Source organism: Agromyces sp. Soil535, from assembly GCF_001428255.1.
Lineage (GTDB): Bacteria > Actinomycetota > Actinomycetes > Actinomycetales > Microbacteriaceae > Agromyces.
The window spans coordinates 65,862-85,888 of the sequence record NZ_LMRW01000025.1 but is presented as its reverse complement, the minus strand read 5'-3'; the positions used below and the strand labels follow the sequence as shown (position 1 = coordinate 85,888).

The following is a 20,027-nucleotide window of genomic DNA, read 5'->3' as shown; positions in this document are numbered from 1 at the left end:
GAGCACCGCGAGTGGGACGGTCGTCCCGGGAAAATCTCGGGCAGCAGTCGCACCCCGCACCGTAGGCTGGGCACGTGACCGAACACGCCCGCCTCTCCGCCCGTATCGCCGCCATCGCCGAGTCCGCGACGCTCAAGGTCGATGCGAAGGCGAAGGCGCTCCAGGCCGAGGGGCGCCCGGTCATCTCATACGCGGCGGGCGAGCCCGACTTCGCGACGCCCGAGCACATCGTCGAGGCCGCGCTCGCAGCGACGCGCGACCCGAGGAACTACCGCTACACGCCAGCCGCAGGCCTGCCCGAGCTGCGCGAGGCCGTGGCGGCGAAGACGCTGCGCGACTCCGGGCTCGAGGTCGGCGCCGGCCAGGTCGTCGTCACGAACGGCGGCAAGCACGCCGTGTACCAGGCGTTCCAGGTGCTCCTCGACGAGGCCGACGAGGTGCTCGTGCCCACCCCGTACTGGACCACGTACCCCGAGGTCATCAAGCTCGCCGGCGGGCGTCAGGTCGATGTCTTCGCGGGCGCCGACCAGGGCTACCTCGTCACGGTCGACCAGCTCGAGGCCGCGCGCTCCGAGCGCACCAAGGTGCTGCTCTTCGTGTCGCCGTCGAACCCGACGGGTGCCGTCTACGCGCCCGAGCAGGTGCGGGCCATCGGCGAGTGGGCACTGGAGCACGGCATCTGGGTCATCACCGACGAGATCTACCAGAACCTCACATACGCCGACGACCCCGAGGGCGTGCCGCCCCGCGCAGTGTCCGTCGTCGAGGCGGTGCCCGAGCTCGCGAACCAGACGATCCTCGTGAACGGCGTCGCCAAGACCTATGCCATGACGGGCTGGCGACTCGGCTGGATGGTCGGGCCCGCTGACGTGATCAAGGGCGCCGCGAACCTGCAGTCGCACCTCACGTCGAACGTGTCGAACATCTCCCAGCGCGCGGCGATCGCCGCCCTCAACGGACCGCAGGACGCCGTCGAGGAGATGCGCCGAGCGTTCGATCGCCGCCGTCGGACGATCGTGGCGGAGCTCTCGAAGATCGAGGGCGTCACCGTCCCGGTGCCGGAGGGCGCCTTCTACGTGTACCCCGATGTCTCGGGGCTGCTCGGCCGGGAGTGGGGAGGCGTCACGCCCGCCACGTCATTGGAGCTCGCCGACCTCATGCTCGAGCAGGCCGAGGTCGCCGCGGTGCCCGGCGAGGCGTTCGGCCCGAGCGGCTACCTGCGCTTCAGCTACGCCCTCGGCGACGCCCCGCTGCTCGAGGGCATCCAGCGCCTGCAGCGCCTGTTCGCCTGACGTCGGCTCCCGATGCCGCGGCGCGCGCACCCGTGATCGTGAACGCGGCTCACGGGGCGCTCCGCCAGGGGTACCCTCGGCAGCAGCGGGCACACCGGGGTCCCCGCGGAGGGAGCACACGATGAGCAACCACACCTATCGCGTCACCGAGATCGTCGGCACCTCGCCCGATGGCATCGACACCGCGATCAGCAACGGCATCGCCCGCGCGGCGGCCACCATCCGCCACATGGACTGGTTCGAGGTCGTCTCCGTGCGCGGTGAGGTCGAAGACGGCGCCATCGCCCACTACCAGGTCACGATCAAGATCGGCTTCAGGATCGAAGAGGCCTGAGCTATTCGGGCCTGAGCTATTCGGGCCTGAGCCCCCGTCGTGCCTCGGCGCCGAGCTCGTCGGCGATGGCATCGAGCAGTGGCGAGCGGAGGTTCCACTGCTGCCAGTGGAGCGGAACGTCGATCGGCGTGCCGCCGAGCATCACCAGCTCGCCGCGCTCGAGCTCGGCGTCGGACTGGAACCCGGGGAGCATGCCCCAGCCGAGCCCGAGCTTGATCGCGGTCGCGAAGTCGTTCGAGGCGGGAACGTAGTGACGCGGCGGGAGCTCAGGGTCGATTCCCCGGTCCCGCAGGAAGTCGCGCTGGAGGTCGTCACGGCGGTCGAAGTCGACGAGGGGCGCGGCGGCGAGCGATTCGGGTGCCGACTCGAGCGACCACCGCTTCGCGAACGCGGGGGTCGCCACCGCGCGATAGCGCATCACCCCGAGGGGGCGCACGAGGCATCCGGCGACCGGCGTCGCCTGAGAGGTGACGGCGCCCATCACGGTTCCCGACTCGAGCAGGCCCGCGGTGAAGTCCTGGTCGTCGCGGTGCAGGTCGAAGACCACCGGATGCCGCTCCGCCACGCGTGCGAGCGCCGGCAGGAACCACGTGCCGAGCGAGTCCGCGTTCACGGCGAGCGCGACCGAGATGGGGCGGTCGGGAGTCGCGTCGAACCCGAAGCCGGCGAGCGCGTCGTGTTCGAGCAGGGCCAGCTGGCGCGCGAGGCGCACGACCACGGCTCCGGCGTCCGTCGCTCGGGCCGGCTTGGAGCGCACGACCAGCACGCGGCCGAGCTGCTGTTCGAGCGCCTTGACCCGCTGCGAGACCGCGGAGGGCGTGAGACGGAGCCGCCGCGCGGCCGCGTCGAAGGTGCCTTCGTCGATGACGACGGCGAGCGTGCGGGCGAGGTCGAGCGGAATCTCCATCTGAAGCCATGCTAATGCTGCTGAAGAATCTTGAGTTGGACTGCAGGATCGTGGTCGCCTAGCGTCGATCCCGTGCCCGTCTCCTCCCTGCTCGCCGGCCTCGGCCTCGGCCTCTCGCTCATCGTCGCCATCGGCGCGCAGAACCTCTTCGTGTTGCGGCAGGGCATCCGACGCGAGCACGTGTTCGCGGTGGCCGCGATCTGCGCGGCGAGCGACCTCGCGCTCATCATCGTCGGCGTCTCTGGCGTCGGCGCGGTGCTCGAGGCGGTGCCGTGGCTCGTCGACGTCGTGCGATGGGCGGGTGCCGCGTTCCTCGTCGGATACGGGCTCATCGCGGCACGGCGCGCGATCCGGCCGAGCGGCGCGGCGCTCGTGGCGGCTGGCGGCACGGATGCCGCGAGGCGGTCGGATGCCGGGGCCGGGACACCCGCGGCATCCGGCGGCCCCGAGGCATCCGGAACCGCGACCGCCACCCTCGCGGCGCCGCGCACCGCCCTGCTCTCGGCCGTGCTCACCTGCCTCGCGCTCACCTGGCTGAACCCGCACGTGTACCTCGACACGGTGTTCCTGCTGGGCTCGGTCGCGAGCACGCACGGCGACGGCCGCTGGGCGTTCGCGGTCGGCGCCGGGGCGGCCAGCATCGTCTGGTTCTTCGGCCTCGCGTACGGCGCGAGGCTCCTCGGCGGCGCGCTCGCGAGCCCGCGCGCATGGCGCGTGCTCGACGGCGTGATCGCGGTCGTGATGGTCGCGCTCGGCGTCTCGCTCGTGCTGCCGCACTGACCGCCGCGGGCGGCCGTTCCGCCTCGTCGGGTTACGCCGTGGCGCGGCATCCGGTCGGAAACCCGTCGGGGAGGTTCGAGCGATTCGTCGATGAGGTGTCGAAACGGGCTTCCCCTGTTCGTCGTGCATGCATACCGTGTGACACAGGGAGGATACCCAATGGAATACCTCATGCTCATCACCGACGAGGATGCCGACGGCGAGGCCTGGGAGCCCGAGGCCGCCGACTTCGAGGCCTGGGTTGCCGACGCCCACGCCCGAGGCGTGCGGATCCGAGGCAACCGGCTGAGCCCGCCGACCGACGCGACCGTCGTGCGCGTGCGCGCCGGCGACGTGCTGCTGTCGGACGCGCCCCTCAGCGAGACGAAGGAGTGGGTGGCCGGTTACGACATCCTCGAGGCCGCCACGCTCGACGAGGCGGTCGAGGTCGCCTCGGCGCATCCGCGAGCGCGCACCGGGCACGTTGCGCTCTACCCGACGGTGCCGCTCGACTTCCCCAACCCCGTGATCTGAGGAGACCTGATGCGATACATGATGTTCGTGGCGACCGACCCCGAGGCCGAGCCGTTCGTGCCCGAGGAGGACGGCATCGCCGAATGGATCGCCGACGTCGAGGCGCGTGGCGTGCATGTCCTCGGCGAACGGCTGCGACCGTTGGAGGACGCGACGCTGGTGCGCGTGCGCGGCGGCGAGCTGCTCGTGACCGACGGCCCGTTCACGGAGTCCAAGGAGTGGATCGCGGGATTCGACGTGCTCGACTGCCGCGACCTCGACGAGGCGATCGAGATCGCTTCACGCCATCCGATGGCCCGGTTCGGGCGCATCGAGCTGCGGCCGATGTGGCCGCTCGATCTCGAGGAGGACCCGGTGGCACGAGAGGAACGCGAGGCCGGCGATCGCGGCCGCCGACGCGAGCCCGCGGTGGGGGCGTGAGCGGGGCGCCGAGCCGGTGAGCGGTCGATGACCGGGGGCCGCGCCGCGAGCGAGGCGAGCAAGGCAGTCGCCCGCGTGTATCGCGAGGAGTGGACGCGCATCGTCGCGACGCTCATCCGGTCGACGGGCGACTGGGACGTGGCCGAGGAGGCCGCGGCCGACGCCTTCGAGCGCGCGGCACGCCGTTGGGTGATCGAGGGCGTGCCGCGCAATCCCGGCGCATGGCTCACGACGGTGGCGCGCCACCGCGCGCTCGACGTGCTGCGACGACGCGGTGTTGAGGTCGGCAAGGTCAGGGAGTGGATGGCGATGGACGAACTGACGGGCGGGGTACCCACAGATCCGGCCGAGATCGTGGCGGCGGAGCCCGAGTGGGACGACCGGCTGCGGCTCGTCTTCACCTGCGCGCACCCCGCGCTGCCGGTCGAGGCGCGCGTGGCGCTCACGCTGCGCACGGTCGGCGGCCTCGACACGGCCGAGATCGCCCACGCGTTCTTCGTGCCCGAGGCCACGATGGCGCAGCGGCTCGTGCGGGCCAAGCGCAAGATCCGCCACGCCGCGATCCCGTACCGCGTTCCGTCGGCCGCGGAGCTGCCCGAGCGGCTCGGCGGCGTGCTCGCCGTGCTCATGCTCGTGCACAACGAGGGGTACCTGGCGAGCTCGGGCGACCGGCTGCTGCGGCTCGACCTGCAGGAGGAGGCGATCCGGCTCGCCCGGCTCGTCGTGGAGCTGCTGCCCGATGCCGATGAGGCGCGGGCCCTGCTCGCCCTGCTGCTCCTGCAGCACGCGAGGTCGGCCGCGCGCGTCGACGCCGAGGGCGAGCTCGTGCCGCTCGACGAGCAGGACCGCTCCCGGTGGAACGCCGCCGAGGTGGGCGAGGGGCTCGCGCTGCTCGATAAGCCCCCGCCGGGCCCGATCGGCCCGTATCGACTGCAGGCAGAGATCCAGGCGGCGCACGGCCGCGCGCGCACCGCCGACGAGACCGACTGGCGCGCGATCGTGGAGTGCTACGACGCGCTGGAGGCAGTGTCGCCGTCGCCGGTCGTCGAGCTCAACCGCGCCGTCGCCCACGGGCTCGCGGGCGACACCGACCTGGCGCTCGCGGAGCTCGACCGGCTCGAGGCATCCGGCCGGCTCGACGGCTACCATCTGCTCGCGGCCGCCCAAGCCGACCTGCTGCGGCGCAACGGACGGATGCTCGAGTCGGCGGCGCGGTATCGCGACGCGATCCGGCTCGCGCCGACCGGGCCGGAGCAGCGGTTCCTCGAGCGCCGGCTGGCCGAGCTTCCCGCGGGCTGAGGAGGCGCGAAGCGCCGTCTCGAGACCCGGACGCCGACAGCGGGTTTCGAGACGCCTCCGTCGGCGGCTCCTCAACCCGCGGAAGGTGGCATCCACCGACCGGTGGATGCCCGAATCGAACGGTCGGGGGCTGCCGGACGAGGCTCGGAAGCGGCAGGCTCAGGGTATGGACACGACTGGCACGGATGCCGCGGTGCGGATCCGCGGGCTCCGCAAGGTGTATGGGCGACTCACGGCCGTCGACGGCATCGACCTCGACATCGCCCGCGGTGAGACCTTCGCCCTGCTCGGCCCGAACGGGGCGGGCAAGACCACGGTGGTGGAGATCCTCGAGGGGTACCGCCACCGCACGGCGGGCGACGTGAGCGTGCTCGGCGTCGATCCGGCGCACGGGGGGCTGGACTGGAAGGCGCGGCTCGGCATCGTGCTGCAGTCGGCGACGGAGTCGGGCGTCTACACCGTGCGCGAGCAGCTGGCGCACTTCGCGCGGTTCTACCCGTCGCCGCGGGACATCGACGAGGTGATCGCCGCCGTCGGCCTCGAGGCGAAGGCCCGCACCCGCATCTCGAAGCTCTCGGGCGGCCAGCGCCGCCGCCTCGACGTGGCACTCGGCATCGTCGGCCGGCCCGAGCTGCTCTTCCTCGACGAACCGACGACGGGCTTCGACCCCGAGGCGCGACGCGAGTTCTGGTCACTCGTCCGGACGCTCAAGGCCGAGGGGACCACGATCCTGCTCACCACCCACTACCTCGACGAGGCCGCCCAGCTCGGCGACCGCGCGGGCATCATCCTCAGCGGACGGCTCGTCGACGTGGGACCCGTGGGCACCCTGGGCGGCGCCGACGCGCGGGTGCCGATCGTGCGGTGGCGGGGCCCCGACGGCGCCCGGCACGAGGTGCGGACAGAGCGACCGGCCGAACTCGTGGCCTCCGTCGTCGCCGACCTCGGCGGCGAGCCGGACGGGCTCGAGGTCATCCGGCCGAGCCTCGAGGACATCTACCTGCAACTGGTGCGCGAAGCGGGAGCCGACGCGCGCGACGACGAGGAGGCGCTCGCATGAGCACCGGCATCGCACCCGCATCGGGGCGCACACCCACCCGTCCGGGCATGGTCCCGATCGGCGCGACCCGCATCGGCTACGAGGTGAAAGGGTACTTCCGGTCTCCCGACACCGTGTTCTTCACCTTCCTGTTCCCGATCATCATGCTCGGCATCTTCACGGCGGCGTTCAGCGCCGCAGGCGACATCCAGGTCGCGCCCGGCCGCGACGGGATCTCGGTCGGCGCCTACTACCTGCCTGGCATGCTCGCCGCCGGCATGCTGCTGTCGGGCGTGCAGAACCTCGCCGTCGACATCGCCACCGAGAAGGGCGACGGCACCCTGAAGCGGCTCGGCGGCACGCCGCTCTCGCCGGTGTCGTACTTCCTCGGCAAGATCGGCCAGGTCTTCGTGACGGCCTCGCTGCAGGCCGCGCTCCTGCTGCTCGTCTCGGCGACGCTGTTCGGCATCGCGATGCCGTCGACCGCGGAGGCGTGGCTCACCTTCGCCTGGATCTTCGTGCTCGGGGTCGCGACGTCGGCGCTCCTCGGCATCGCCCTCTCGGCGATCCCCCGCTCGGGCAGGAGCGCGACCGCGGTCGTCATCCCGATCGTGCTCGTGCTCCAGTTCATCTCGGGCGTGTACCTGCGCTTCAACATCCTTCCCGAGTGGATGCAGAACCTCGCGAGCGTGTTCCCGCTGAAGTGGATGGCGCAGGGCATGCGCTCGGTGTTCCTGCCCGACGCGTTCAAGGTGCTCGAGCAGAACGGCGAATGGGAGCTCGGGTGGGTCGCGTTCTTCCTCGTGGCGTGGCTCGTGATCGGCCTCATCGTGAGCCGTCTCACGTTCCGGTGGATCCGCCGCGACGCGTGAGCAGCGTACCGTCTGCTCTGACGCCACCGGACCGTTCTGCCGCGTTTCACGTATCTCGACACCGGAGTGCGCGAGCCCGTACGCTGGCCGGGTGGGTGCTCTCAGCAGCCTTCGAGTTGCAGCACGCCGCCGGGCGATCATGCCCCGGTGGGTGCGGCGAGGGGATGCCGCGGCCGCCCGTGCCGGCCACCGGCGCCGAACCGGCCCCGGCGTCGACCGGTTCTGGAGGTGGCTCTCGGGATTCGCCGATGACGGCGTGCTCTGGTCGACGATCGCCGGCGTGGTCGCCGTGACCGGAAAGCCGCGTGCGGCGGTGCGCGGGATCGCCTCCCTGCTCGTGGCCAGCCTGCTCGCGAACGTCATCGGCAAGCAGCTGTTCGGCGGCCAACGCCCGCTCCTCGCCGACGTGCCGGTCGGCCGCCGGCTGGCGAAGCAGCCGCACACGCCGTCGTTCCCCTCGGGTCACTCGGCGAGCGCCGCTGCGTTCGTCACGGGCGTGGGCATCGAATCGCCCAAGACCGGCGCAGCCATCGCACCGCTCGCGCTCGGGGTGGCCTACTCCCGGCTGCACACCGGCGCGCATTGGCTCTCCGACGTGATCGGCGGGCTCGCGCTCGGCACGGGCGTCGCCCTGCTCGGCGGCCGGCTCGTCCCCCCGCGTCCACGCGACGAGACCGCGGCGCGCGGCGGCGCGGACCGCCGGCTTCCTGCGTCTCCCGACGGCGAGGGCGCCTTCATCGTCGTGAACCGTTCCTCGGGCACCAGCGTGGTGCGCCCGGACCCGGCGCGCATGCTCGCCGAACGCCTGCCGCGCGCGGAGCTCCACCTCTTGGAAGGCGGGGATCCCGGCGAAGCCGTGCGCGTGGCGCTCGCCCGCGCCGATCCACCCCCGATCCTCGGGGTCTGCGGGGGCGACGGCTCCGTCGCCGCGGTCGCACATGAAGCGCGGCTGGCCGGGCTGCCGCTCCTCGTCGTTCCCAGCGGCACGTTCAACCACTTCGCGAAAGCGGCGGGCGCGTCACCCGCCAGTGCCGCCGTCGATGCGCTGCAGCGCGGCGAGGGCGTGCGCGTGGACGTCGCGGAGCTCAGCTTCGACGACGACGACCCGATCACCGTGCTCAACACGGCGTCCGTCGGCGTCTACCCGGAGTTCGTCACCGAACGAGAGCGACACGAACGGCGCTGGGGCAAGTGGCTCGCGGGCCTCATGGCGGCCCGCGTGCTGCGCGACTCCGAGCCGGTGACGATCGTCATCGGGGGGCGGCGGGCCAACGTGTGGACGCTCTTCGTCGGGGTGGGCGCGAACGACCCCGATATCGCTGCACCGCTGGGGCGGCGGCGCCTCGACGGAGGCGTGCTCGACGTGCGCGTGCTGCACGCCGATACGCGCGCGAGGGCCGTGGCCTCGCTCGCCTTCGGCCGCCGTACCAGCGGGATCCTGCGCGGCCTCGGCATGGTCCCCCGACGCATCGAGTCGTTCACGACGACTTCGCTCGAGGTCATCGTGAAGCCGAGGGAGGACCAGCCGCCCGGATTCGCGCACGACGGCGAGGTGGCGACGGCCACGGCTGCGGCGGCCGCCGCGGCGCACGGGAACCGAGGCTATCGCACGGCGATTACGATCGAACCGGGGGCGCTCGACGTGTATCGTCCCGCGGTCGCGCACGCCACCCGATGAAGGGTGATGCGGTGAATCCGTATGCGACGCGACCATGGTTCGTGCACTACGCCGAGGGCGTGCCCCACGAGATCGACGAGCCCACCCAGACCCTCGTCGACATGATCGATGACGCCGTCGCCCGCTTCGGAAAACGCACCGCCCTCGAGTTCTTCGGCGCCGAGACGAGCTACCGCGAACTCGGCGTGCAGATCGCGAGGGCCGCCGAGGGACTGCGACGGCTCGGCGTCGGCGCGGGCGACCGGGTCGCGATCGTGCTGCCGAACTTTCCGCAGCACGTCGTCGCGTTCTACGCGGTGCTGCGGCTCGGGGCGATCGTCGTCGAGCACAACCCGCTCTACACTCCGCGCGAGCTCCGCCACCAGTTCGAGGACCACGGGGCACGGATCGCGATCGTCTGGGACTCGGTGGCCGACACGATCGCCGACTTCCCTGGCGACATCCGGCCCGCGCACATCGTTGCCGTCGACCCGACGCGAGCCCTCCCCCTCGGGAAGCGGATGGCGCTGCGCCTGCCGCTTCCGAGCGCCCGCGCGTCGCGCGCCGCACTCACGGGCCGGCCGACCGCCCGCGGCATCCTCGACTTTGATCGGATGGCGGGCGGTCGCCCGCTCGCGAAGCGCCACCCGAGGCCGGCGCTCGGAGACACGGCGCTCCTGCAGTACACGAGTGGCACGACCGGAGTGCCGAAGGGCGCGATGCTCAGCCACCGGAACCTGCGGGCGAATGCCATGCAGGGCCGCGCGTGGGTGCCGGGTCTCCGCGAGGGCCGGGAGGTGTTCTACGCCGTACTCCCGCTCTTCCACGCCTACGGGATGACCCTCTGCCTCACCATCGCGATGGGCCTCGGCGCCCGGCTCGTCCTCTTCCCGACGTTCGACGTCGACCTCGTGTTCGAGGCAGCGAAGCATTCGCCGCCGACGTTCCTTCCGGCGGTGCCGCCGATCTACGACCGGCTGTCGCGAGCCGCGGAACAGCGCGGCGCGGCAGCCCTCCGCGGCATCCGCTTCTCGATCTCCGGGGCGATGAGCCTGCCGACGGCGATTGCGGACCGGTGGGAGACAGTGACCGGCGGCCTCCTCGTCGAGGGATACGGGATGACCGAATCCTCGCCGCTCGCCCTCGGCAACCCCATGGGGCCGACGCGCCGTCCCGGCACGGTGGGAGTGCCGTTCCCGAGCACCGAGATCCGCGTCGTCGATCCGGAGCATCCGACGGAGGACCGCCCCATGGGCGAGCGGGGTGAGCTGCTCATCCGCGGTCCGCAGGTGTTTCAGGGCTACTGGCGCCGCCCCGCCGAGACGGCCGAGTCGCTGCTGGCGGGCGGGTGGCTCCGCACGGGCGACATCGTGCACGTCGCCGACGGCTTCGTCACCGTCGTCGACCGGCTGAAGGAGCTCATCATCACCGGTGGCTTCAAGGTCTCCCCTTCCGAGGTGGAGGGCGTGCTGCTCAACCACCCCGATGTGCGGGGCGCCGCCGTCGTCGGCCTCCCTCGGCCGACGGGCGGCGAGGATGTCGCGGCAGTCGTCGAACTCCGCGATGGCGCGGTATTCGACGCGGAGGCCCTTCGCGACTTCAGTCGCGAAGGCCTCGCCGCCTACAAGGTGCCGAAGCGGATCTCGCAGGTCGACGAGCTGCCCCGATCGCTGATCGGCAAGGTGCTGCGCCGGAAGGTTCGCGACGGGCTCATCGAGGAGCATGCGGCGCGCTGAGCGCCGTCACAGCGCCCCGGCAGACGATCGGCCGGGCAGCCGCTGAGGGCTGCCCGGCCGGTTCGACGAGCTCGTCCGCTGCGTTCTCAGGCGATCTTGCGCCGGTAGACCGCCATGGCGATGACGTAGGCGATGACGAGGATGCCGACGCACCAGGCGAGCGCGATCCAGATGTCGCTGCCGACCGGTTGTCCTGCGAACAGGTCCTGGATCGTGTTGACGATCGAGGTGACCGGCTGGTTCTCAGCGAACACGCGCACCGGACCCGGCATGGTGTCCGTGGGGACGAACGCCGAACTGATGAACGGCAGGAAGATCAGCACGTAGGAGAATCCGCTGGCACCGTCAACGGACTTCGCTGAAAGGCCGGCGATGACGGCGAGCCAGGTCAGTGCCAGGGTGAACAACGCCAGGATCCCGGCGACGGCGAGCCACGCCAGGAGGTCTGCCGAGGTGCGGAACCCCATCAGGAGCGCGACCCCCACGATGATCACGAGCGTGATCCCGTTGGCGACCAGCGAGGTCAGGACATGCGCCCACAGCACGGACGATCGTGCGATCGGCATGGAGTGGAATCGCTCGAAGATGCCGCTCTGCAGGTCGAGGAACAACCGGAAAGCGGTGTATGCGATGCCCGACGCGATCGCGATCAGCAGGATCCCGGGCAGCAGGTAGGTGACGTAGTTGTCGGTGCCGGTCTGGATCGCGCCGCCCAACACGTAGACGAACATCAGCATGATGGCGATCGGCGTGATCGCGGTCGTGATGATCGTGTCCGGGCTGCGGAGGATGTGCCGCATGGACCGGCCCGTCAACAGGGCGGTGTCTGCGAAGAAGTGGGTGCTCATGACTGGTCCTTCCGTGTCTGTGCCTTGTCGTCGTTCTTGTCGTCGTTGCCCACAAGTTGGAGGAAGACTTCCTCCAGGCTCGGCTGCTTCTCGACGTACTCGACCTGCGCCGGGGGCAGGAGTTGCTTCAGCTCGGCGAGGGTGCCGTTCGCGATGATGTGCCCCTGGTGCAGGATGGCGATCCGATCCGCGAGCTGCTCGGCCTCTTCGAGGTGCTGGGTGGTGAGCAGCACGGTGGTGCCCCGGGTGGCGAGCTCCTTGACGACCTGCCACACCTCGAGGCGGCCCTCGGGGTCCAGGCCCGTGGTCGGCTCATCGAGGAAGATCACCTTCGGCTGCCCGATCAGGCTCATCGCGATGTCCAGGCGACGGCGCATGCCCCCGGAGTACGTGGACACCTTCCGCGAACCTGCATCGGCGAGGTCGAAGCGGGCGAGAAGGTCCTCCGCGATCCGGCCGGGATCGTGCAGGTGCCGCAACTTGGCAACCAGCACCAGGTTCTCCCGACCGGTGAGGATCTCATCGACCGCAGCGAACTGCCCGGTCAGGCTGATGGACTCTCGCACCTTCGTAGGTTGCGTTGCGACGTCGAACCCGTTGACGCTGGCTGTGCCGGCGTCCTGCTTGAGCAGGGTGGACAGCATTCTCACGATCGTGGTCTTCCCCGCCCCGTTCGAGCCGAGAAGGGCGAAGATGCTGCCCGCCGCCACTTCGAAGTCCACGCCGCGCAGGACATGCAGATCCTTGTAGGACTTCTCGATGCTCTGCATGCGGATCGCAGGCTCGCGGTCCCGTTCGGTGGTCGTCACCTTGATATCCATGTCGTGTTCTCTCCTCTCGTGATTCATGAGTTGCTCCTGTTCTTGGTCTTCTGTTCGTTCGAACGGCGGATGACGATGTCGCCCCAGGAGCTCCGGGCGCGCACCTCAGCGGTTTCATCGGATGCTCCGGGGCCTTCTTGGGCGCCAAGGGAGTTGAGCACGCGCCCGTGCTGCGTGGCCACGTCGAGCCAGGCGGCGGTGCCCCGGCGGATGCCGACCTCGAGCGCCCCGTAGGAGCTCTCGAGGTGCACCTCGCCGCGAACGACCTCGTCGAGTCGAACGCTGCCGTGGGCGGTCTTCACGTCGACCGGACCGAGGGCCAGGTCGACCCAGATGGAGCCGTAGGCGCCCTTCACCCGAAGCTCGCCCGTCACCGCGCCGATCGTCGTATCGCCGTACGAGTTCTTGATCGCGGCGCTGCCGTCGACCTGCCGGATGCGGACACCGCCCGCCCTCGTCTCGATGTCGGAGTGGCCGGTCGCCGTCGCAACGGAGACATCTCCCGCTCCGGTGCGCAGTTCGATCGGGCCGGCCTCGTCGATCGTGATCTCGCCGGCGCCGGTCTTCACGGCGCACCAGCCGAGGCGGCCTTCGGTGCGGACGTTGCCGTAGCTGATCTCGCCGCGCACCGCCGAGCCGGTCGGCAGTTCGATCGTGATGTCGACGGACTCGCCCGCGGCGAACCACGCGTAATACAGCCGGCCCTTCGACGTGTGCACGCGAAGCCCGCCGTCGGTGTACTCCACTTCGGCCTGTTCGGCCGCCTTGACGTCGGCCGGCTTCGAGGGGCGGCTCGGACGCACTTCGACGACGGTGTCGGCGCGGTCGCTCGCGATGAACCGGACGTTGGCGGCTGCGAGGTCAAGCGTGACCGAGATCGGTTCAGGGGTCGCGAAAACAGGCATGGTGGACTCCTTCGGTGGTGCGTGGCATCGGGCCGGTGGCCGCGACGAATGAGTGGTGGGCGGTGCGCGGTCAGCGCACCCAGCCGGTGAAGTGCTGCCCTGTCGGGGAGTCACGGGCTGCGGCACGCCGGCCCTTCGGCTCGAGCGCGTCGCCCACGGCGCGCACGAGCCAGGCGTTGACCGAGATGCCGTCGCGCGCCGCGGCCTCCTCGACCCGGACCTTCAGATGGTCGGGAAGGCGAAGCGTGGTCCGGGAGGTGCTGCCCTCGTCGAGCTCGATGGGGGCAGGCGGAACGGGCGAGGCCGGCACCGAATGCACGGCGACCTCTTCGAAGGCCGGGGCGGCGGCCTGCGTGACGACGAACTCGGGATCGCGCCCGCGGAGCCGCAGTTCCACAGAGCCCGGTGCGAGCTCTCGGGTGATCTCACCGGCGGCATCGGACAGCGCCTCGAGCAGCACGAGTCGGCTCGCCGAGTCGAGAGGGGCGGTGAGGCGCTCGGCGAGCTGCCGGGCCTCGTCACCGCCGGCCTCGGCGGCGACTTCCAGCTGGCGACGGAGGTCGTTGACATACTGCGTGAGATCCATGACACCATGGTGACACCATCCTGGTGTCATGTCAAGCACTTTGACGTCACGATGGTGTCAACGGCGACACCACGCGGGAACCGGCTACAGCTCGATGCCCACGAGCACCGGCTCGGGGTGCAGCACGATGCCGAACTCGGCCTGAACGCGGCTCTGCACGAAACGGGCGAGCTGCGCGATCTCCTCGGCCGACGCCCCGCCGCGGTTCGTCAGTGCGAGCGTGTGCTTCGACGACACGGCGGCGCGCGATCCGGGAAGGGCGAACCCGCGCCGGATGCCCGCGCGCTCGATGAGCCACGCGGCCGAGAGCTTCACGAGCGGACTGGCGGGCGGGGCATCCGTGCTCGTGTCGACCGCCGCGATCGACGCCTGGTGCGCGAGGAACTGGTCGAGCGGCGAGTCGTCGACCCCGCCTGCGAGCAGGGTGACCTCGTCTGCGGTCTCCTCGCCGAGGTACCAGCGCGGCGCATCGCCCGGCAGCGTGCGCGCGACTCGCTCGGAGACGATCGGGTTCGTGAAGAACGAGCCGGCGCTCACCGAGTCGGGGTCGGCGGCGTCGAGCACCATGCCCTTCGATGCGCGCAGGCCGAGCACGCTCTCGCGCACCAGCGAGATCGACACCCGGTCGCCGAGGTTCACGTGGAGGGCGTCGGCGAGCTGCGCGTAGGCGATCGGCAGGCCGAGCGCCTCGCCGAGCACGGCGCGCTCGAGGTCGGTGTCGTACAGGTCGAACTCGACCGAGACGACGATGCCGCGCAGGCCCCGCTTCAGCACCGAGGTGCGGTAGCCGAGGCCGAGCTCGTCGGCGGTCATGCGGCGGGGGGCATCCGCTCCCTCATCGAGGAACTCGATCGCGATGAGCGTCGCCTCGAGTTCCTGGCCGTACGCCCCGATGTTCTGCACGGGCGCGGCGCCCACCGATCCGGGGATGCCCGAGAGCGCCTCGAAGCCCGAGTACCCTCGCTCGACGGCCCACGCGACGAGGTCGTCCCACGTCTCGCCGGCCTGCACCCGGAGCCGCACCCGATGCGCGGGGTGAGGAGGCTCGACCGGCAGGATCTCGATGCCCTTCGTCGCGACCCGGATCACGGTGCCGTCGAAGCCCTCGTCGCCGACGAGCAGGTTGGAGCCGCCGCCGAGCGCGAGCCACGGATCGCCGTTCGTCCACACCTCGACGGCGAGGTCGACGAGGTCGCGCTGCGTCGTCGCGGTCACGAGCTCCCCGGCCGGCCCGCCGACCTTGAGCGTGGTGAGTTCGGAGAACGGGATGTCGCTCGTCATCAGCCGAGTGAGACCCGCGCCTGCGCCTTGCCGAGCACCGTCTCCTCGCCGACCTTGACGGTGAGGTCGATACGCGCCGCGCGGGCCTCGGCGTCGAGCTGGCCGACCTTGGCCACGACCGAGACGACCGCGCCGATTTGCGGATCGACGACGACGGGTCGCGTGAAGCGCACCTGGTAGTCGACGACGCGACCTGGGTCGCCGACCCAGTCGACGACGGGCTGCACGGCGAATCCCATCGTGAGCATGCCGTGCGCGAGCACGCCCGGGAGGCCCACCGACTGGGCGACGTCGTCGCGGTAGTGGATCGGATTGAAGTCGCCCGACGCGCCCGCGTACCGCACAAGGGAGTCCCGCGTGAGCGGGAACGACTGCTCGGCGACGATGTCGCCCACGGTGAGGCCGTCGAAGGCCGGCGTGCCGGGCATCAGTCCTCCCCTCGTACGACGAGCGCAGAGATCGCGGTCACGACGTGGGCGCCCGTGGCATCCGTGATCGACGACTCGGCCGTGACGATCGAGTGCCCTCCGAGCGTCTTCACGCTCGGCACGGTCAGCGTGGCGGTGAGCAGGTCGCCCGCGACGATGGGGCGGCTCGACGTGAATCGCTGGTCACCGTGCACGACCCGCGAGAAGTCGATGCCCGCGTCGGGCTCGGCGAGCAACTGTGCGAGCGTGTGCTCTTGCATGACGATCGCGAAGGTGGGCGGAGCGACGACGTCGTCGTAGCCGGCGGCCTTCGCCGCCGCGGGATCGAAGTTGATGGGGTTCGTCGCGAAGACGGCGCGAGCGAACTCGCGCACCTTCTCGCGGCCGACGAGGTAGGGCTCGGTGGGCGGGAAGACCCACCCCTGCAGCTTGGGGTTCACTGGCACCCCGACAGTCTAGAACCCGCGTTCGAGGAGCGGGCGGAGCCCGCGTCCCGCTCAGCGTGTCCGCGAGCTCCCCCGCTGCTCGGTCGTCCTGCAACTGCAGGAAGTCTCACCTGATGATCGGCATGTCGCGGAACCTGCTGGGCGCGCATCGGCGATTCTTCCTGCATCCGCCGCGTGCGACGGGGCGGATGCCGCGGACGGAAGGGTGCTCGGTCGAGTCAGTCGAGCTCGTAGCGGGCGAGCCGCAGGCGCAGCCCGTCGAGGAGCATCTCGAGCCCGGACTCGAACGCCTGGTCGCTGCGCCTCGCGCCGCGGGGACCCGCCTCGACGAGCCGGCCGAGTGTCTCGGTGGGCGTCTCGGGCAGCCAGACGTCGTCGGGCGACGCGAGGTCGAGGCCGAATCCGATCGAGTACGCGTCGATGATCGCGACGACCTCGAGCACTTCCTCCTCAGGGAAGCCCGCCTCGGCGAGCACGGTGGCGAGCCGGTCGTAGCTCGCGATGACCGAAGGGTCGGTGATCGTCTTGCCGACGATGAGCGGGATGAGGAACGGATGCGCGGCGTACATCCGCCGTTCGGCGCGGAGCATGGCCTCGACGACCTCGTCCCAGGTTCCGGTGGGCGACACGGGCATGTAGCGCTCGGCGAGCCGGCCCCGCATGAGCTCGATGATCTCGTCGCGCCCGGCGACGTGGTTGTAGAGCGACGACGGCGTCACGCCGAGCCGGCGCGCGATCGCGTTGACGCCGAACGGCGCACCCTCGTCGACGAGCTCCATCGCCGCGTCCGCGATCCGCTCGGTCGACAGCAGCGGGGTCCTCGGCCTGGGCATCGGCGCCTCCTTCGTCCACGTCAGCCTACGGGTTCGGAAATTCCCTCTTCCCCCCGAGGCCTCCTGTATGGATAATAAACGAATACCATTCGTTTAACTCGCGCACACCGTCGTGCCGAACCCGGAGGTCCCAGTGTCCCAATCACTTCCATCCGTCCGCATCCCGCTGCGGCTGCCGACCGCCGTCGCCACGTTCGGGATCGGCATCGCCGGCTACCTCGGCGTGAACCTCTCGCCGTACCTGATCATCGCCGTCCAGTCCGCCCTCGGCGCCGACGTGGCGACGGCGAGCTGGATCGTCACTGGGGCGCTGCTGCTCACCGCCCTGACCGGCCTCGCCACCGCGAAGCTGTGCGCCGGCCCGCGGCGCCTGCTCGTCGCCCGCGTCGGACTCGTGGCCGCCGCGGTCGGCTTCGGCGCGGCAGCCCTCGTGCCCACGCCATGGGTCGTCGTGGCCGGACTCCTCGTGGGCGGCCTCGGCGCCGGTGGCGCCGTGTCGTCCTCCGGCGCCGCCATCGCGGCGTTCGTCAACCCCGACCGCGTCGCGGGCTTCGGCGGCCTCGCCAACCGCGCGGTCGTCACGGTCATCCTCGCGATCATCCCGCTCCTCGGGCTCGCCCCGCTGAACGTGTTCGGCACCCTCGCGCTCTTCTCGCTCGCCGTGCTGTTCGCGTCGGTGTGGCTGCCATCGGCACCCGCCGTCGATCACGTCGCGGTCCCGGCCGCCGAGGTCGGGGCATCCGTCATCGCGAGCCGCCCGCGCCGGGCGGAGACCATCGCAGGGTTCGTGCTCCTCGTCACCTTCGCCCTGTGGGCCGCGAGCGAGGACTCGCTGTGGGCGATGGCCGGCGTCATGGGCGCCGACCAGGCCGCGCTCACGCCGGAAGGCCTCGGCATCGCCCTCAGCGGCGCGACCGCGGGCGGCCTCGTGGGCGCCATCCTGCTCATGATCGTCGGCGACCGACTCGGCCGTGCCGTGCCGCTCGCGATCCTCCTGGTCGTCGGCGGCGCCCTCAAGATCGTCGAGGGCTTCGTCACCGAGCCGACCGCGTTCATCGTCGTGTTCATCGCGTGGAACACCGTCTACGCGATCGCGTTCATGTACTTCGTGGCCACCTCAGCCGGCCTCGACGCCGACGGACGCTGGTCGGGTCCGCTGTTCGCGGTCTACCTCGTGGGCTCGAGCCTCACTCCGGTGATCGGCGCGGCGCTCGTGGGGGCGTTCGGCTACCAGGGTTTCACCGTCGTGCTCGGCGTCGCGAGCTTCGTGCTGGCCGTGCCCGCCTTCCTCGTCGCGCGCATCTCGAGCCGCCTGCAGCGCACCGAGGCGCCGGCCGCCACGGTCGCCGAGGAGGTCGCCGCGTGAGGCGAACGCTCTACCGCGACGGCCGCATCTTCACCGCCCACGAGCCCGCCTGGGCCGAGTCGATCGTCGTAGAAGGCGACAGGATCGCCTTCGTCGGCGACACGGACGGCGCGCGCGAGGCCGCAGGCCCGGATGCCGCGGTCGTCGACCTCGACGGAAGGGTCGTGCTCCCCGGCTTCACGGATGCGCACACCCACCTCGTGATGATGGGCGAGGCGCTCGGCCGCGTCGGACTCACCGACGCCCGCACGCTCGAGGAGATCCAGGCCCGGCTGCGCGCCGCGCGAGACGACGACCCCGACGCCCCGCGGCTGCTCGGCCGTGGCTGGCTGTTCGACTCGCTGCCAGGCGCTCCGACCGCCGGCATGATCGACGCGGTCGTCGCCGACATCCCCGTGTACCTCGACGCGAACGACTACCACTCGTGCTGGGTCAACACGGCGGCGCTCGCCGAGCTCGGCATCACGCGCGACACGCCAGACCCGCTCGGCGGGCGCATCGGACGCGACGCCGACGGTGAGCCCGATGGCATGCTCTACGAGACCGCAGCCCAGCAGTTCGTGTGGGAGCAGCTCGCCGCGCAGTCGACCGACGCCGACCGCGACGTCGCGGTCGAGCGCACCATCGAGGCCTACCTCGCCTCGGGAGTGACCGGCGTCGTCGACATGGCGTTCGACGAGCTCGGGCTCGCGGCGTTCCGGCGTGCGGCCGACCGCCGCGGCGGCAGGCTGCCGATCCGCGTGGTGGCGCACTGGTTCGTCGCCAACACGGGCGACGATGCCGCCAACCTCGCGCAGGTCGCGCGTACCGCCGACCTCGCGCGCGACGTCGACTCGCCGTGGCTGCGCGTCGCCGGCATCAAGCTCGTGCTCGACGGCGTCATCGACGCGTGCACGGCCGCGATGCGGCATCCGTATGCCGACGGATCGAACGCCGAGCCGATCTGGCCGCTCGATGCGCTGAAGCCGGTCGTCGCGGCAGCGGATGCCGCGGGCCTCCAGGTCGCGATGCACGCGATCGGCGACCGCGCGAGCGGGATCGCACTCGACGCGCTCGAGCACGCGCATGCCGTGAACGGCGACCGCGACCGGCGGCACCGCATCGAGCACCTCGAGTCCGTCGCCGCCGACGACGTCGTTCGCCTCGCGCGGCTCGGGGTCACCGCCTCGATGCAGCCCGTGCACGCCGACCCGGCGATCTGGTCGAACTGGGCCGCGATGCTCGGCGACGAGCGGGCCGACCGCGGGTTCCCGTGGACCGAGTTCACCGACGCGGGTGCGCTGCTGGCGTTCTCGACGGATGCCCCGACCGCCCCGCACGAGGCCCTGCCCAACCTCTACGTGGCCAGCACCCGGCGCTCGGCGCTCGACGGGTCGTTCCCAGCGAACCACCCCGAGTACGCGGTGCCGCTCGCCGACGCGATCGTGCACGCCACCCACGACGCGGCGGCATCCTGCCGCGAGGAGCACGTGCGCGGCAGGCTCGCGGAAGGGTTCGCCGCGGACTTCGCGGTGCTCGACCGCGACCCGTTCGCCGCAGGCGAGGCGGTCCTGCTCGAGGCACGCGTGGTGCGCACCGTGGTGGCGGGCGTCACGGCCTACGAAGCACCCCGGGCCACACCTCGAGCGGGTTGAGGAGGACGTCGACGCGGCGCGCGCTGTCGC

Annotated in this window: 21 protein-coding genes; 12 read left to right on the top strand and 9 right to left on the bottom strand. The window is 71.3% G+C overall.

Going from position 1 to position 20,027, the window contains the following annotated elements:
* Positions 1-74 precede the first annotated feature (74 nt).
* Together ASG80_RS17520 and ASG80_RS17515 are read left to right on the top strand one after the other, a co-directional pair.
* Positions 75-1,292, top strand: a complete 1,218-nt coding sequence (locus ASG80_RS17520) for a pyridoxal phosphate-dependent aminotransferase (protein ID WP_056733090.1) — start codon at positions 75-77, stop codon at positions 1,290-1,292.
* Between the two features lie 121 nt (positions 1,293-1,413).
* On the top strand, positions 1,414-1,626 hold the full coding sequence (locus ASG80_RS17515) for a dodecin (protein WP_056733088.1): 213 nt from the start codon (positions 1,414-1,416) through the stop codon (positions 1,624-1,626).
* Between the two features lie 16 nt (positions 1,627-1,642).
* Here ASG80_RS17515 and ASG80_RS17510 read toward each other — a convergent pair whose 3' ends face one another.
* Positions 1,643-2,533 (bottom strand): LysR family transcriptional regulator ArgP, encoded by an 891-nt coding sequence (locus tag ASG80_RS17510; RefSeq protein WP_056733086.1) that lies wholly within the window; start codon positions 2,531-2,533, stop codon positions 1,643-1,645.
* Positions 2,534-2,605: 72 nt separating this feature from the next.
* On the opposite strand from ASG80_RS17510, the gene ASG80_RS17505 reads away from it, so the two are divergent.
* The 8 genes from ASG80_RS17505 (at position 2,606) to ASG80_RS17470 (ending at position 10,849) form a co-directional block, all read left to right on the top strand.
* A complete protein-coding gene (locus ASG80_RS17505; RefSeq protein ID WP_082590582.1) occupies positions 2,606-3,313 on the top strand; it encodes a LysE/ArgO family amino acid transporter in 708 nt (235 codons plus the stop codon).
* 159 nt (positions 3,314-3,472) lie between these two features.
* The gene (locus ASG80_RS17500; RefSeq protein ID WP_056733082.1) at positions 3,473-3,826 is read left to right on the top strand and encodes a YciI family protein; all 354 of its coding nucleotides are present in this window, start codon (positions 3,473-3,475) and stop codon (positions 3,824-3,826) included.
* Between the two features lie 9 nt (positions 3,827-3,835).
* A complete protein-coding gene (locus tag ASG80_RS17495; RefSeq protein ID WP_082590580.1) occupies positions 3,836-4,246 on the top strand; it encodes a YciI family protein in 411 nt (136 codons plus the stop codon).
* Positions 4,247-4,273: 27 nt separating this feature from the next.
* Positions 4,274-5,545 carry an RNA polymerase sigma factor gene (locus tag ASG80_RS17490; RefSeq protein WP_056733080.1) on the top strand — a complete coding sequence of 424 codons (1,272 nt, stop codon included), beginning with the start codon at positions 4,274-4,276 and terminating at the stop codon, positions 5,543-5,545.
* A gap of 166 nt (positions 5,546-5,711) precedes the next feature.
* Entirely contained in the window at positions 5,712-6,605 is an 894-nt protein-coding gene (locus ASG80_RS17485; protein ID WP_056733078.1) for an ABC transporter ATP-binding protein, read from the top strand.
* On the top strand, positions 6,602-7,456 hold the full coding sequence (locus ASG80_RS17480) for an ABC transporter permease (RefSeq protein WP_056733076.1): 855 nt from the start codon (positions 6,602-6,604) through the stop codon (positions 7,454-7,456). Before ASG80_RS17485 ends, ASG80_RS17480 begins: the two co-directional genes overlap by 4 nt.
* A 91-nt stretch (positions 7,457-7,547) precedes the next feature.
* Positions 7,548-9,134 (top strand): bifunctional phosphatase PAP2/diacylglycerol kinase family protein, encoded by a 1,587-nt coding sequence (locus tag ASG80_RS17475; protein ID WP_156401924.1) that lies wholly within the window; start codon positions 7,548-7,550, stop codon positions 9,132-9,134.
* Complete coding sequence (locus ASG80_RS17470) at positions 9,131-10,849, top strand: long-chain-fatty-acid--CoA ligase (RefSeq protein WP_056733072.1); 1,719 nt, start codon at positions 9,131-9,133, stop codon at positions 10,847-10,849. The genes ASG80_RS17475 and ASG80_RS17470 overlap by 4 nt, the downstream gene beginning before the upstream one ends.
* Positions 10,850-10,935: 86 nt before the next feature.
* On the opposite strand, the gene ASG80_RS17465 is transcribed toward ASG80_RS17470, so the two are convergent.
* From ASG80_RS17465 to ASG80_RS17430, 8 genes are all read right to left on the bottom strand, one after another.
* Positions 10,936-11,697, bottom strand: coding sequence for an ABC transporter permease (locus ASG80_RS17465; protein ID WP_056733070.1), 762 nt, complete (start codon positions 11,695-11,697; stop codon positions 10,936-10,938).
* Positions 11,694-12,518 carry an ABC transporter ATP-binding protein gene (locus ASG80_RS17460; protein WP_056733067.1) on the bottom strand — a complete coding sequence of 275 codons (825 nt, stop codon included), beginning with the start codon at positions 12,516-12,518 and terminating at the stop codon, positions 11,694-11,696. The genes ASG80_RS17465 and ASG80_RS17460 overlap by 4 nt, the downstream gene beginning before the upstream one ends.
* Positions 12,519-12,541: 23 nt before the next feature.
* Positions 12,542-13,423, bottom strand: a complete 882-nt coding sequence (locus ASG80_RS17455; RefSeq protein ID WP_056733065.1) for a DUF4097 family beta strand repeat-containing protein — start codon at positions 13,421-13,423, stop codon at positions 12,542-12,544.
* A 70-nt stretch (positions 13,424-13,493) separates the two neighbouring features.
* A complete protein-coding gene (locus ASG80_RS17450; protein WP_056733063.1) occupies positions 13,494-14,009 on the bottom strand; it encodes a hypothetical protein in 516 nt (171 codons plus the stop codon).
* 84 nt (positions 14,010-14,093) lie between these two features.
* Complete coding sequence (locus ASG80_RS17445; RefSeq protein ID WP_056733062.1) at positions 14,094-15,290, bottom strand: UDP-N-acetylmuramate dehydrogenase; 1,197 nt, start codon at positions 15,288-15,290, stop codon at positions 14,094-14,096.
* Positions 15,290-15,718 carry a MaoC family dehydratase gene (locus ASG80_RS17440; RefSeq protein ID WP_056733059.1) on the bottom strand — a complete coding sequence of 143 codons (429 nt, stop codon included), beginning with the start codon at positions 15,716-15,718 and terminating at the stop codon, positions 15,290-15,292. The genes ASG80_RS17445 and ASG80_RS17440 overlap by 1 nt, the downstream gene beginning before the upstream one ends.
* Positions 15,718-16,164, bottom strand: coding sequence for a MaoC family dehydratase N-terminal domain-containing protein (locus ASG80_RS17435; RefSeq protein WP_082590578.1), 447 nt, complete (start codon positions 16,162-16,164; stop codon positions 15,718-15,720). The genes ASG80_RS17440 and ASG80_RS17435 overlap by 1 nt, the downstream gene beginning before the upstream one ends.
* 218 nt (positions 16,165-16,382) lie before the next feature.
* Positions 16,383-16,997 carry a TetR/AcrR family transcriptional regulator gene (locus ASG80_RS17430; protein ID WP_056733055.1) on the bottom strand — a complete coding sequence of 205 codons (615 nt, stop codon included), beginning with the start codon at positions 16,995-16,997 and terminating at the stop codon, positions 16,383-16,385.
* Positions 16,998-17,130: 133 nt separating this feature from the next.
* Here ASG80_RS17430 and ASG80_RS24205 point away from each other — a divergent pair, with 133 nt between their 5' ends.
* Together ASG80_RS24205 and ASG80_RS24200 are read left to right on the top strand one after the other, a co-directional pair.
* Positions 17,131-18,363: an MFS transporter gene (locus ASG80_RS24205; RefSeq protein ID WP_056733403.1), complete on the top strand. Its 1,233-nt coding sequence runs from the start codon at positions 17,131-17,133 to the stop codon at positions 18,361-18,363.
* Positions 18,360-19,997, top strand: a complete 1,638-nt coding sequence (locus ASG80_RS24200; protein WP_056733053.1) for an amidohydrolase — start codon at positions 18,360-18,362, stop codon at positions 19,995-19,997. The genes ASG80_RS24205 and ASG80_RS24200 overlap by 4 nt, the downstream gene beginning before the upstream one ends.
* Positions 19,998-20,027: the final 30 nt, after the last annotated feature.

Excerpts from the sequence above, each read along its gene's own strand:
- ASG80_RS17500 (WP_056733082.1), top strand. The coding sequence starts at position 3,473 with ATGGAATACCTCATGCTCATCACCGACGAGGATGCCGACGGCGAGGCC.
- ASG80_RS17455 (WP_056733065.1), bottom strand. The coding sequence starts at position 13,423 with ATGCCTGTTTTCGCGACCCCTGAACCGATCTCGGTCACGCTTGACCTC.
- ASG80_RS17515 (WP_056733088.1), top strand. The coding sequence starts at position 1,414 with ATGAGCAACCACACCTATCGCGTCACCGAGATCGTCGGCACCTCGCCC.
- ASG80_RS17470 (WP_056733072.1), top strand. The coding sequence starts at position 9,131 with ATGAAGGGTGATGCGGTGAATCCGTATGCGACGCGACCATGGTTCGTG.
- ASG80_RS17460 (WP_056733067.1), bottom strand. The coding sequence starts at position 12,518 with ATGGATATCAAGGTGACGACCACCGAACGGGACCGCGAGCCTGCGATC.
- ASG80_RS17450 (WP_056733063.1), bottom strand. The coding sequence starts at position 14,009 with ATGGATCTCACGCAGTATGTCAACGACCTCCGTCGCCAGCTGGAAGTC.
- ASG80_RS17490 (WP_056733080.1), top strand. The coding sequence starts at position 4,274 with ATGACCGGGGGCCGCGCCGCGAGCGAGGCGAGCAAGGCAGTCGCCCGC.
- ASG80_RS17485 (WP_056733078.1), top strand. The coding sequence starts at position 5,712 with ATGGACACGACTGGCACGGATGCCGCGGTGCGGATCCGCGGGCTCCGC.
- ASG80_RS17445 (WP_056733062.1), bottom strand. The coding sequence starts at position 15,290 with ATGACGAGCGACATCCCGTTCTCCGAACTCACCACGCTCAAGGTCGGC.
- ASG80_RS17510 (WP_056733086.1), bottom strand. The coding sequence starts at position 2,533 with ATGGAGATTCCGCTCGACCTCGCCCGCACGCTCGCCGTCGTCATCGAC.
- ASG80_RS17440 (WP_056733059.1), bottom strand. The coding sequence starts at position 15,718 with ATGCCCGGCACGCCGGCCTTCGACGGCCTCACCGTGGGCGACATCGTC.
- ASG80_RS17465 (WP_056733070.1), bottom strand. The coding sequence starts at position 11,697 with ATGAGCACCCACTTCTTCGCAGACACCGCCCTGTTGACGGGCCGGTCC.
- ASG80_RS17480 (WP_056733076.1), top strand. The coding sequence starts at position 6,602 with ATGAGCACCGGCATCGCACCCGCATCGGGGCGCACACCCACCCGTCCG.
- ASG80_RS17495 (WP_082590580.1), top strand. The coding sequence starts at position 3,836 with ATGCGATACATGATGTTCGTGGCGACCGACCCCGAGGCCGAGCCGTTC.
- ASG80_RS17430 (WP_056733055.1), bottom strand. The coding sequence starts at position 16,997 with ATGCCCAGGCCGAGGACCCCGCTGCTGTCGACCGAGCGGATCGCGGAC.